Genomic DNA, 12,052 nt, shown 5'->3' on the forward strand with positions numbered 1-12,052 from the left:
TGGAAAATTTATTTTAAATTTAAAATTTATAATATAAAAGATTTAATATTTAATTGATAAAAAGGCTGGTTTATGCTATTATTAGTTAGTAATTAATTAAAATGGAGGATTGTATGTCTAAGATAACAAAAGAACAGGTTGAACACATAGCTCATCTTGCAAGACTTGAAATTAAAGAAGATGAAGTAGAAATATATACTGAACAATTAGAAAAAATAGTATCTTTAGTAGAAAATTTATCTGTTGTAGATACAGAAAATATCAAACCAACATATCACGTTTTAGATTTGGTAAATGTATTTAGAGAAGACGTTGCAAAAAAAGGTCTTGATAGAGAAGAAGTATTAAAAAATTCTTATGAACAAGAGGCTGGACAATTTAAAGTTCCAACTATTATTGAATAATTACTTTTAAGGAGAAGATGAATGACTTTAATGTATGAAAGTATAGAAAGTTTAGAAGCTAAACTAAAAAATAAAGAAGTAAAACCTTCTGAATTAGTTGAAACTTCTTTAAAAAGAATTAAAGAAACTGATGAAAAAATTGGTTCTTTTATTACTTTAACAGAAGAATTAGCTTTAGATAAAGCTAAAGAGTTAGATATTAGTCAAGAAAAAAATGATTTCTCTGGGAAACTTTTTGGTGTACCTATGGGAATAAAAGACAATATAATAACAAAAAATGTAGAAACTACTTGTGCATCAAAAATATTACAAGGATTTAATCCTATATATGATGCTACAGTTATGAATAAATTGAATGCAGAAAATCCAATTTTAATAGGAAAATTAAATATGGATGAATTTGCAATGGGTGGGTCAACAGAAAATTCATATTACAAATCTTGCCGCAACCCTCATGACTTAGATGCTGTACCAGGTGGTTCTTCTGGAGGAAGTGCAACTTCTGTTTCAGTTGGGCAAGTGCCATTCACTTTGGGAAGTGATACTGGTGGTTCTGTTCGTCAACCTGCTTCTTATTGCGGGATAGTAGGACTTAAACCAACTTATGGTCGTGTATCAAGATTTGGTTTGGTTGCTTTTGCATCATCGCTAGACCAAATAGGACCTATGACTAGAACAGTAAAAGACAATGCACGAATTTTAGAAATAATTTCTGGTCTTGATGAAAATGATATGACAAGTGCTCCAGTTGATGTTCCTAAATTTAGTGAAATAATTACTGGTAACGTTAAAGGACTTAAAATAGCCCTACCTAAAGAATATTTTGGCGAAGGAATAGACAAAGAAGTTAGAAATAGTGTCTTAGAAGCTGTTAAATATTTAGAAAGTCAAGGAGCAATAGTAGAAGAAGTTTCTCTACCTAATACATCTTACTCAATAGAGTCGTATTACATTATTGCTTCTGCTGAAGCTAGTTCAAATCTTTCACGTTTTGACGGTATTCGTTACGGCTATAGAAGTGAGAATGCTAGCAACCTGGAAGAAATTTATAAAAAAACTCGTGGAGAAGGTTTTGGTGCTGAAGTAAAACGTCGTATCATGCTAGGAACTTATGTATTATCTTCTGGTTACTATGACGCTTATTATAAAAAAGCCCAAAAAGTTCGTACACTAATCAAACAAGATTTTGATAAAGTTTTTGAAAAATATGATGTAGTTATTGGACCAACAGCACCGACAGTAGCCTTTAATATTGGAGAAGAAATTACAGACCCAGTAACAATGTATGCTAATGATATTTTAACAATTCCTGTTAATATGGCTGGTTTACCTGCTATAAGTATTCCTTGTGGTTTCAAGGGTAAACGTCCTATAGGTATGCAGATAATTGGTAAACCATTTGCTGAATCAACTATATATGATGTTGCTTATAACTACGAATCACACTATAATTTACACAATAAAAAAATTGAACTTTAATATTAGGAGAAATTTATGCATTTTGAAACAGTAATCGGACTTGAAGTCCATGTAGAATTAAAAACAAATTCAAAAATTTTCTCATCATCACCAGCACATTTTGGTGCAGAACCAAACACGAATACAAGTGTTATTGATTTAGGTTATCCAGGAGTATTGCCAGTAGTTAATAAACGTGCGGTTGAATGGGGAATGAAAGCAGCTATGGCTCTTAATATGACCGTAGCAAAAGAATCAAAATTTGATAGAAAAAATTATTTTTATCCAGACAATCCCAAGGCATATCAAATTTCACAGTTTGACCAGCCAATAGGAGAAAATGGTTGGATAGATATAGAAGTTAATGGAAAAACAAAACGTATTGGTATAACTCGTGCCCATCTTGAAGAAGATGCAGGAAAATTAACTCACAGAAATGGTTATTCTCTAGTCGACCTTAATCGTCAAGGAACGCCATTAATTGAAATAGTTTCTGAACCAGATATAAGAACTCCTGAAGAAGCCTATGCCTATCTTGAAAAATTACGTTCAATTATTCAATACATTGAAGTATCAGACGTAAAAATGGAAGAGGGGTCTATGAGATGTGATGCTAATATATCTATAAGACCTTATGGTCAAGAAAAATTTGGTACAAAAACAGAATTAAAAAATCTAAATTCATTTACTTTTGTAAAAAAAGGATTAGAATTTGAAGAAAAAAGACAAGAACAAGTTATTCTATCTGGTGGAGAAATAAAACAAGAAACTCGACGTTTTGATGAAACAACAGGCACAACAAAACTTATGAGGGTTAAAGAGGGTTCAGATGATTATAGATATTTCCCAGAACCTGATATAGTCCCTATGAGAATATCTGATGAATGGATAGAAGAAGTTCGTTTGACAATTCCTGAATTACCCGACGCACGTAAGAAACGTTACCAAGAAGAATTAGGGCTACCAGCCTACGACGCTCATGTGCTGACACTTACAAAAGAAATGTCTGATATGTTTGAAGAAGCTGTTTCAAATGGAGGCGACCCTAAATTAGTATCAAATTATTTAATGGTTGATGTCAACGCATATTTAAACAAAGAACAAAAAACACTGAAAGAAACAAAAATAACTGGAGCTAGTCTTGCTGGAATGGTCAAGTTAATAACTGACGGAACTATTTCAAGTAAGATAGCTAAAAAAGTTTTTGCAGAACTTATCGAAAATGGTGGTAATGCAGAAGAAATAGTAAAAGCTAAAGGTCTAGTTCAAGTTTCTGATACAAGCCAGCTATTAACGTGGGTAAGTGAAGTACTAGATAATAATCCTAAATCAATAGAAGATTTTAAAAATGGAAAAGACAGAGCAATAGGTTTCTTAGTTGGACAAATTATGAAAGTTTCTAAGGGGCAAGCTAACCCACAAATAATTAATAAAATGTTACTAGAAGAAATAGCAAAAAGATAAAGTAAAGTCAGATAAATTTTTATCTGACTTCTTATAATATTAAGCAAATATTTTTAATTTAAGGGGGAAATTATAAAATGAATGAGGTAATAAAAACTATAAACAATCATCGTTCAAATAGAAGTTTTGTTAAGGGATATAAATTACACAAAGAAGAATTAGATATAATAATAAAATCTAGCAAACAAGCACCTAGTTGGATGAATGGTCAACACTATAGTATAGTAGTGATAGACGATGAAGATTTAAAAAATACAATATGGGAATTATCAAAATCTAATATTCATATATCTACAAGTTCTGTATTTTTATTATATTGTGCAGATTTAACTAGACATAAATTATCAAGTGAAAAACATTTTTCTAATTTTAATATTGAAGATAATTTAGATACAATAATAACTGCAACTACTGATGTTGCACTGGCTATGCAAAATGCAGTTTTAGCAGCAGAATCATTAGGATATGGTACTGTTTGTTGTGGTGCTATAAGGTCAGCTGCCAAAGAATTAATAGAAATATTAGAAATGCCAAAATATACCTATCCAATTTGTGGAATAAGTATATGAAAAATAGATGAAAAATTAACTACGGAAAGAGTTAAACCAAGAATAAAAGCAAGCGTTAATGTCGGAAAAAATAAATTTCCAATTTCTACAATTTCAGATATAGAAGAATATGATGAAGTTATGGAAAAATTTGCAGAAGCAAGAGAAACAAAATTATGGTCTAAAAAATTCGCAGATTTCTATAAGGAAAAACCCCTTGCCATAACAAATGAATTGCTTAAAAAACAAGGATTTTAAGCTAAAACTATTGACTTAAATATAATTAAATGTTAAAATACTAAACAGTGTAAAATAATAGCAGTGAAATATTTGTTATTGCCTCTATGTTATACATTTTTTAATGTGGCAACTCGTAACCTATGCTGCTAGGTGAAGTTCCAGAACTATAACATATACAACAACAGTATTGTGCTTTTTGTTTTACCAAAACAAAAAGATATAAGGAGGAGCATATAATGGCTCGTTTTACAGGTTCAACTTGGAAAAAATCTCGTCGTTTAGGAATATCACTAAGTGGTACTGGTAAGGAGTTAGCAAAACGTCCTTACGCACCAGGACAACACGGTCCAGGTCAAAGAAAAAAATTATCTGAATACGGATTACAGTTACAAGAAAAACAAAAACTTCGTTACCTACACGGCATGAACGAAAAACAATTCCGTAAATTATTCGATAAAGCAGGAAAATTACAAGGTCTTCACGGGACAAACTTCATGGCTTTACTAGCAACACGTTTAGATTCTGTAGTTTACAGCTTAGGTCTAGCTAGAACTAGCCGTCAAGCACGTCAAGTAGTAAACCACGGACACGTTCTTGTAGATGGTAAAAAAGTTGATATAGCATCTTATCAAGTAAAACCAGGACAAGTAATTTCTATTCGTGAAAAATCACGTAATTTAGAAATTATTAAAGAAGCTGTTGAAATAACTAACTTTGTACCTGAATACTTAACTTTTGATGAAGATAAACTTGAAGGTTCATTAGTTAGAATTCCAGAAAGAAGCGAACTTAACCAAGAAATAAATGAACAATTAATAGTAGAGTACTACTCTAGATAATAAAAAATTCCCACAATTAATTTTGTGGGTTTTTTATTTTACAATAGAATATTTATTAAGTTGAGCAAGAGCATAGATAAAAATTTTTAAAAAAAGATATATAATATTAGCTTCACATCTCTTATCAAATTTACATTTTAAATAGAAAAAAAAAAAACTTACTAGGTAAATTTACCCAATTAAGTTTTTTTATTTTTTATGCTATTATCTTACCCAAACGCCACTAGCGTCAACAAAATATCCATCTGGAGTATATTCATTCACTGCCATGTATCCACCTGATTTTAGGTAATACCAGTTTCCGTCAGTGTGTTTAACCCACTCATTTTGAGCCATGTATCCGCCTGATTTTAGGTAGAACCAGTTTCCATTAGCGTCTTGAATCCATGCATTTTGTGCCATGTATCCACCTTGAATTAAGTAGAACCAAGAACCGTTACTAAATACCCATTCATTTTGCACCATATATCCACCTGATTTTAAGTAGAACCAAGAACCATTGCTTAGTATCCAAGTATTTTCAGCCATTCTTCCGTTTTCACCAAAGAAGAACCAAGACTTGTATTCTTTATCGAATAACCATCCTTTAGCCATAGAACCATCTGCTTTGTTGTAAATCCAAGCTCCATCTTTTTTAACAAATTTTTCATCTTTTATTTTCAGGTTATTATCTTTTTTAGTATTACCCACATTATTTTCAGGTTTTAAGCTATTTACGTTATTTTCAGAATTTGCATTATTATCGTTATTAGAATCACTCGCACTGTTTCCAGCTTCAGATGTAGCCGCTAGTATTTCATTAGCTATAGCTGTTAAACGTGCTTTTACTTCTTCAGCATTTTCATTGTCTTTTAATGTGTACATAATAGTTTTCCCAACCCAACGAAATTCTTCTCCACTTTCAAGAAAATCAGCAGTCTCATAATATTTAAAAGTAATTCCTTGGCTAGCAAAGTCTTTAGATTTAATATAATCATCAACTTTTTTTATAAAATTATCAGCTTTTGGATATTCATTTGGATATTCATTTTGATAAAAAGGTTCAGAAAATGAAACATAAATTATGTTATTATATACACTTACACTAGATCTTATCTTTGATTTAGCATAAGTTGTATGGGTTACCATAGGGCTAGTAAATAATGAAACTGCAAGTGCAGCAGTTAGAAATTTAGTAAATTTTGTAGTTTTTGTCATTATAATGACCTCCTTATATTTTTTAATTAGTTCATAAAATCAGACTTTTTTGAACTTAAATTATATAATAAACTTGTTCATAAAAATATTTTATAAACGGCTAAGTGAATAAGTTTTTATCTTATTTTTAAAAAAAATTTAAAGATAAAAACTCCGTTCCAAAAAGTCTACTATTTGGAACAATTTTTTTGTTTTTTTCTAATTATTAACCAATTGTAACAAGTTGTCTTTGCTACTCCTAATACACAAGCAGCCTCCCTAATATTTAATTCTTGTAAATTCCATTTTTGATAAACTTCTTCAAAATTATTAAGTAGTTCTTTTTATTAGTTTTTTCTAGTATTAATTCTTTATATACTAATATATTTATCAAAAATTATAAATCTTAAAAATGTAGAAAGTTGCTTATAAATTATTTTTATAAAAGATTAATTGATAAAAATTATCAAATATGATATTATATATTTATTAATTTTATGGGAGGTATAGTAGATGAAAAAATTACTATTATTAATTTCTAGTTTTATTTTAATTATAGCTTTAACAGGCTGTTCTTATGACAATAAAAAAGCAGAAACAAAAGTTTTAAAAATGGGACTTGTTCCAACTTCTAATAGTGAAAAACTTATCGAGGATGTGCAACCTATTGCTAACAAATTAAGTGAAAAGTTAGGAGTAAAGGTTGAAGCTTTTACTGCTAGTAATTATATTGGCGTTATTGAAGGATTAAATAGTGGAAGTGTAGATTTTGGTTTAATACCACCATTTTCTTCTTTACTAGCAACAAGTCAAGGGAATGCTAAAAATATTCTTACGGCTAAAGGAAGAGATGGACAACCTGGCTATAAGGCTGTAATTTTGGTAAGAAAAAATGCTAATATAAATTCAATCGAAGATTTAAAAAATAAAAAAGTTGCGTTTGTAGATCCTTCTTCAACTTCAGGCTACATATATCCTGGAGCAATGATAGTAAACAAAGGTCTTAGTTTGGAAAAAGATATTGTTACACAATTTACTGGGGGCCATGACAAGAGTTTACAATTATTATTAAATGGTGATGTGGATGCTATCGGTTCTTATGAAAATCTTTTAAATAAATATGCTAAAGATTTTCCAACTGCCAAAGACGAACTTAAAGTTTTAGCGACAAGTGATTTAATACCTGGAATAACTATTACTGTATCTAATTCTCTTGATGCAGATATGCAAAAAAAATTAAAAAATGCTTTATTAGAATTACAAAATGATAAAGAAACAATGGAATTAATGACTAAGTTATATTCAATAACAGGTTTTGAAGAAGTAAATCAAGATGTATATAAAAAAGTTGAAGAAACTGCTAAATCTATGAATGTTGAATTGGATAAGGTGAAATAAAAATATACCTAGTGTGGAATTACACTAGGTATGTTTTTATTTATTATATTTTTCTATTATTAAAGCAGCTAATTGTTTACAGTATTTGTCAGTCAGTTCATGACTACTTGCTTCTACCATAACTCTTACTATGTTTTCTGTTCCAGAAGCTCTAAGTAATATTCGACCACTAGAAGATAGTTCTTCTTCTATTTTTTTGCATTCTTCTAATATTTCTTTATCCTGCATGACTTCTGTTTTATTTTCAACTTTGATATTGACTAATTTTTGTGGGAATATTGTAACTTGGTCGGCAAGATTTTTTAAAGTAGTTTTCTTTTCTTTTATAATTGAAGCTAGACAAACAGCTGTAAGTATTCCATCTCCAGTAGTGGCATGTTCAAATAAAATAACATGACCTGACTGTTCTCCACCAATAGAATAATTATTTTTTCTCATTTCTTCTACAACGTAACGGTCGCCGACTGAAGTTTTAACAGACTGCATACCATGACTTTCGATAGAACGATAAAATCCTAAGTTACTCATTACAGTAGAAACAACCATATTATCTTTTAATTTATTTTGTTCTTTTAAATATTGAGCCAAAATAAACATTATCTTATCACCGTCAACAATATTTCCCTCGTTGTCAACAGCAAGCATTCTATCTCCATCACCGTCAAAAGCAAAACCTAGGTCGACATCATTTTCTTTTACAAACTCAGCTAAAGTTTCTAATTTTGTAGAACCAACATTATGATTAATGTTAAGACCATTTGGATTACAACCTATTGTTTCTATATCAGCTTCTAAATCTCCAAATATAAATGGTGCTATGGAAGTTGTAGCCCCGTTAGCACAATCTAAGGCTATTTTCATACCCTCTAAGTCTAAATTTATTGCTTGTTTAATATGTTGTATATATTTTTGTGCTAGATTGAAAGAATTATATATTTTTCCTAATTTATCTTTTGAAGCATTTATTATATTTGAATTATCATCTATTAATTTTTCAATAATAATTTCTTCTTCGTCAGTTAATTTGAAACCGTCTGAACCAAAAATTTTAATTCCATTATCTTGATAAGGATTATGAGATGCTGATATCATAATTCCAGAATTTGTATCTAATACATTTGTTAAATATGCTATAGCTGGAGTAGGTATTACACCCGCTAGCATTACATTGACACCTGAACTTGTTAAACCAGATACCAAAGAGCTTTCTATCATATCACAAGATATTCTGGTATCCCTACCTATAATTACTTTTGGACTTTCATGTTTTGATATAAGAAGTGAACCCAAAGCACGACCAACTTTAAAACTTAATTCAGCAGTTAAAGTTTGACCTGCAACTCCTCTTATACCATCTGTTCCAAAATATTTTCTCATTGGAAAATCTCCTTAATATTTTAAATAATTATAAGGTTATAATACTACATTAAAATTAATAAGTCAATTACACACTTGTTTGTAGAAAATTTCTTACATTATAGACAAAATAAAAATAGAATTATTAAAAAATAATTCTATTTTTTCATATAAAATTTTAAATTTCTTAAAATTTATTTTAATATTATTTTTCGTTATATTTTTTTACATCTTCTAATAAGGGTTCTATTTGTTTATTTCTTTTAAAGTAAGCATCTTTTTTATAGATTATTGAAGTCAATCCTATCATGTGAGCTGTAATAGGAGAAACTATAAATAAAAATATTATCGCAATAATTAATTTATATTCAAAAACATTCAAGTATCTATAAAAGAATATAAAACCAGCGATTAATACTAGCTCAACTGCAAAAGAACCTGTAACTCCTGATGCGTGTAATTTAGTTAATTCATCAGGAAGTCTAATAAATCCTAAAATTGTACTAATCATAGCCAGTATTGCAATAATTATTAAAAGAATAATTATTATTGTCATTGCATTATTTAGAATTGTCATCAGGGAAAACCTCCTTACGCACTAAAAATCTAGTTGTAACTACGGTTCCAACAAAGCAAATTATCGCAATTATTAGTACCAAAGTTATGTAGGATAAAGTTTTGTAATACATACTTATAAGTACAACGCCACAAATTAAAGGCATTGCTATTAAATCGCTAGCTATAAGTTTATCATAAATACTTTTTTTAGTTACCATGTAGTAAAGAAGAAAGATAATCATAATAAAACTTGTAAAAATACCAGCTAAAATAGTAATATCTAATATCTTATTCAATTTTATCCACCTCCAAAATGGCTTTTTCAAAACTGTTTTTTATAGCTTCTATTTCTCCTGCTATATCGTCAGTGTCTAGCCTATGAATAAATAATTTAGAATTATCATAACTAATATTTACTGTTATTGTTCCAGGAGTTAAAGTTATCATATTAGCCAACATAACAATTTGCCATTTTTTTTCTACGTCTAAAGGATATTCAAATATTGCAGGATTTACATCTAACTTTGGTTTGAACATTAATTTAAACACCGCAATATCTGCTTTTAATAATTCTACTAAGAATAATAATATTAATTTTATCCACTTGTATAGATATACAAAATATAGTTGTTTACCAGGAAGTTGTTTTCTCAAAATAAAAATTATTACAGCTCCCCAGAAAAAGCCAACAAAAAAGTATTCGTGATTAAATCCGTTAGAAAAGAACATCCAGAGTATTCCGAAAAATATATTAATAAAAAATTGAATTGCCATAGTCAACTATCCTTTCTGTAAAACCAACTCTATATATTTATTTGAATTTAATATTGTAGATGTGCTTTTTTCTAATAAGGGTTCTAAAAGATTACTACACAAACCTACAACAATAGCAATAACAAGTAGAGATAAAACTGGTATTATTAAAATTTTTGGCAGTGGTTTTAATTCTAATGATTTATTTGTATTATCATAAAAAATATTTAAGAATACTTTTATAAGAGAATAAAATACTATTAAACCAGATAGGGTAACTATCACACCTACAAATATTTGTTTATCTTCTACGAAGCCTTGTATAATTAATGCTTTTCCGTAAAATCCACTTAAAGGTGGAACACCTGATAGACAAAGAGTGGTAATAAAGAAAGTCCAGCCAAGTAAGGGATATTTGTTAATTAGTCCGCATTTTTTTATATTTTTCACCTTGCAAATATAAATTATAATTCCTACCATTGTAAATAGAGCAGCTTTTAATAAAATATCATTTATTGAGTAGAGGATAACACCTTTTATTGCTTTGCTATTTAATACTGAAGTAGCTGCAACCATAATTCCTAGTGATATTATAATATTAAATATTACAATTTGTTTTAGATTTTTTTGATATATTGCACCGATACAACCAACTATTATTGAAATAGTTCCTAAAGATAATAGAAAATATTTTATAGTATTAGATTCATAATAGAATAAACTGTAAGTTCTAATTATTGAATAAAGTCCTACTTTTGTTAGTAGTGCAGCAAATATTATTGATACTGCAATAGGAGGAGCGGCATAAGCCCTATTCATCCATGTGAATAAGGGGAATATAGCTCCCTTCATGGCAAATACAAATATCATAACTAGACCTACAAGGTACAAACCTCTTTTGTCGGGTAGTGAACTGATAGTTTTAGAGATGTAAGCCATATTTAAACTACCAACTATTGTATATAAATAACCTACGCTAATAACAAATAAACTTCCAGCAAAAACATTCATTAGAACATAACTTATTGAAGATTTTAGTTGTTCTTTTTTTATACCTACAAGTAACAAAAGATAAGATGCCATTAGGAGTATTTCATAAAATACAAATAAATTAAAAATATCTCCTGTTGTAAAAGCTCCGTTAATACCAGTCATAATAAGTAATATACCAGTATAAAAGAAACTATTTTCACTATATTTATCAATAGTTTTACTCGAATAAATTATTGTTGCTAGAAAAACAATAGCTGATGTTAAAACTAAAATACTATTTAATCCATCAAGGGCTAAAGTTATACCAAAAGGACTCTTCCAATCACCCATTTCAAGAATTAAAATTTCATGTTTTTTAATTTTAAAAATATTAAATATTGCAGATATAGTTACTAAAATACTAGCACAGAGTGTAATTTGTTTTTGTATAAAAGTATTATTTTTAAAGAAAATAGTAATTGATGCAAATAGTAGAGGTATTACTATGGGAATAACTGGTAAATTACTATACATCTTTACTTACCTCCTTTATAAAATCTACATCTTCTAATGTGTTAATATCATCACTGTTTTGAAGTTTGTAGTTTGCTATATATATTGATATTAATAAACAAGTTACTGCAAAACCTATAACTATTGCTGTAAGAATAAGAGCAGCAGGAACTGGGTCTATGTAATTATTACCAAGTTCTGAAATAATAGGAATATCTCCGTCGTATAGCCCACCCGATATTAATATAATAAGATTAGCAGCATGACCAAAAAGTCCAACACCTATAATTATTCTGATTGTACTTTTTGAAAGCATCATATATACTCCAAAACCAACCAAAATTCCGCAGAGTATAATCATATAAAATTCCAT

At 29.0% G+C, this 12,052-nt stretch carries 13 protein-coding genes; 6 read left to right on the forward strand and 7 right to left on the reverse strand.

Going from position 1 to position 12,052, the window contains the following annotated elements; genetic code table 11:
* Positions 1-113 precede the first annotated feature (113 nt).
* The 5 genes from gatC to rpsD all read left to right on the forward strand — a co-directional run bounded on the left by gatC (position 114) and on the right by rpsD (position 4,953).
* Entirely contained in the window at positions 114-404 is a 291-nt protein-coding gene (gene gatC, locus KMP11_RS02640; RefSeq protein WP_215756359.1) for an Asp-tRNA(Asn)/Glu-tRNA(Gln) amidotransferase subunit GatC, read from the forward strand.
* 21 nt (positions 405-425) lie between these two features.
* Complete coding sequence (gene gatA / locus KMP11_RS02645) at positions 426-1,883, forward strand: Asp-tRNA(Asn)/Glu-tRNA(Gln) amidotransferase subunit GatA (protein ID WP_215756360.1); 1,458 nt, start codon at positions 426-428, stop codon at positions 1,881-1,883.
* A gap of 15 nt (positions 1,884-1,898) precedes the next feature.
* The gene (gatB, locus tag KMP11_RS02650) at positions 1,899-3,326 is read left to right on the forward strand and encodes an Asp-tRNA(Asn)/Glu-tRNA(Gln) amidotransferase subunit GatB (RefSeq protein ID WP_215756361.1); all 1,428 of its coding nucleotides are present in this window, start codon (positions 1,899-1,901) and stop codon (positions 3,324-3,326) included.
* A gap of 77 nt (positions 3,327-3,403) precedes the next feature.
* The gene (locus KMP11_RS02655; protein WP_252344687.1) at positions 3,404-3,895 is read left to right on the forward strand and encodes a nitroreductase family protein; all 492 of its coding nucleotides are present in this window, start codon (positions 3,404-3,406) and stop codon (positions 3,893-3,895) included.
* Positions 3,896-4,350: 455 nt separating this feature from the next.
* Positions 4,351-4,953, forward strand: a complete 603-nt coding sequence (rpsD, locus tag KMP11_RS02660; protein WP_215756362.1) for a 30S ribosomal protein S4 — start codon at positions 4,351-4,353, stop codon at positions 4,951-4,953.
* A gap of 204 nt (positions 4,954-5,157) precedes the next feature.
* Here the strand turns inward: rpsD and KMP11_RS02665 are convergent, their stop codons facing one another.
* A complete protein-coding gene (locus KMP11_RS02665; RefSeq protein WP_215756363.1) occupies positions 5,158-6,150 on the reverse strand; it encodes a hypothetical protein in 993 nt (330 codons plus the stop codon).
* Positions 6,151-6,642: 492 nt separating this feature from the next.
* On the opposite strand from KMP11_RS02665, the gene KMP11_RS02670 reads away from it, so the two are divergent.
* Complete coding sequence (locus KMP11_RS02670) at positions 6,643-7,527, forward strand: phosphate/phosphite/phosphonate ABC transporter substrate-binding protein (protein WP_215756364.1); 885 nt, start codon at positions 6,643-6,645, stop codon at positions 7,525-7,527.
* 36 nt (positions 7,528-7,563) lie between these two features.
* Here the strand turns inward: KMP11_RS02670 and glmM are convergent, their stop codons facing one another.
* The 6 genes from glmM to KMP11_RS02700 form a co-directional block, all read right to left on the reverse strand.
* Positions 7,564-8,904 (reverse strand): phosphoglucosamine mutase, encoded by a 1,341-nt coding sequence (gene glmM, locus KMP11_RS02675; RefSeq protein WP_215756365.1) that lies wholly within the window; start codon positions 8,902-8,904, stop codon positions 7,564-7,566.
* A gap of 184 nt (positions 8,905-9,088) precedes the next feature.
* On the reverse strand, positions 9,089-9,460 hold the full coding sequence (locus KMP11_RS02680) for a monovalent cation/H(+) antiporter subunit G (RefSeq protein WP_215756366.1): 372 nt from the start codon (positions 9,458-9,460) through the stop codon (positions 9,089-9,091).
* Complete coding sequence (locus KMP11_RS02685) at positions 9,444-9,737, reverse strand: MrpF/PhaF family protein (RefSeq protein ID WP_215756367.1); 294 nt, start codon at positions 9,735-9,737, stop codon at positions 9,444-9,446. Before KMP11_RS02685 ends, KMP11_RS02680 begins: the two co-directional genes overlap by 17 nt.
* Positions 9,730-10,215, reverse strand: a complete 486-nt coding sequence (locus tag KMP11_RS02690) for a Na+/H+ antiporter subunit E (protein WP_215756368.1) — start codon at positions 10,213-10,215, stop codon at positions 9,730-9,732. The genes KMP11_RS02685 and KMP11_RS02690 overlap by 8 nt, the downstream gene beginning before the upstream one ends.
* A gap of 6 nt (positions 10,216-10,221) precedes the next feature.
* Complete coding sequence (locus tag KMP11_RS02695; protein WP_215756369.1) at positions 10,222-11,700, reverse strand: proton-conducting transporter transmembrane domain-containing protein; 1,479 nt, start codon at positions 11,698-11,700, stop codon at positions 10,222-10,224.
* Entirely contained in the window at positions 11,693-12,052 is a 360-nt protein-coding gene (locus KMP11_RS02700) for a sodium:proton antiporter (RefSeq protein ID WP_215756370.1), read from the reverse strand. Before KMP11_RS02700 ends, KMP11_RS02695 begins: the two co-directional genes overlap by 8 nt.

This window comes from Gemella sp. zg-570, assembly GCF_018866345.1.
Lineage (GTDB): Bacteria > Bacillota > Bacilli > Staphylococcales > Gemellaceae > Gemelliphila.

What these genes read in the sequence shown, in the direction of transcription:
- KMP11_RS02700 (WP_215756370.1), bottom strand. Translation starts at nt 12,052, where the DNA reads ATGGAATTTTATATGATTATACTCTGCGGAATTTTGGTTGGTTTTGGA.
- KMP11_RS02690 (WP_215756368.1), bottom strand. Translation starts at nt 10,215, where the DNA reads ATGGCAATTCAATTTTTTATTAATATATTTTTCGGAATACTCTGGATG.
- glmM (WP_215756365.1), bottom strand. Translation starts at nt 8,904, where the DNA reads ATGAGAAAATATTTTGGAACAGATGGTATAAGAGGAGTTGCAGGTCAA.
- KMP11_RS02665 (WP_215756363.1), bottom strand. Translation starts at nt 6,150, where the DNA reads ATGACAAAAACTACAAAATTTACTAAATTTCTAACTGCTGCACTTGCA.
- gatC (WP_215756359.1), top strand. Translation starts at nt 114, where the DNA reads ATGTCTAAGATAACAAAAGAACAGGTTGAACACATAGCTCATCTTGCA.
- rpsD (WP_215756362.1), top strand. Translation starts at nt 4,351, where the DNA reads ATGGCTCGTTTTACAGGTTCAACTTGGAAAAAATCTCGTCGTTTAGGA.
- KMP11_RS02655 (WP_252344687.1), top strand. Translation starts at nt 3,404, where the DNA reads ATGAATGAGGTAATAAAAACTATAAACAATCATCGTTCAAATAGAAGT.
- gatA (WP_215756360.1), top strand. Translation starts at nt 426, where the DNA reads ATGACTTTAATGTATGAAAGTATAGAAAGTTTAGAAGCTAAACTAAAA.
- KMP11_RS02670 (WP_215756364.1), top strand. Translation starts at nt 6,643, where the DNA reads ATGAAAAAATTACTATTATTAATTTCTAGTTTTATTTTAATTATAGCT.
- KMP11_RS02680 (WP_215756366.1), bottom strand. Translation starts at nt 9,460, where the DNA reads ATGACAATTCTAAATAATGCAATGACAATAATAATTATTCTTTTAATA.
- KMP11_RS02695 (WP_215756369.1), bottom strand. Translation starts at nt 11,700, where the DNA reads ATGTATAGTAATTTACCAGTTATTCCCATAGTAATACCTCTACTATTT.
- gatB (WP_215756361.1), top strand. Translation starts at nt 1,899, where the DNA reads ATGCATTTTGAAACAGTAATCGGACTTGAAGTCCATGTAGAATTAAAA.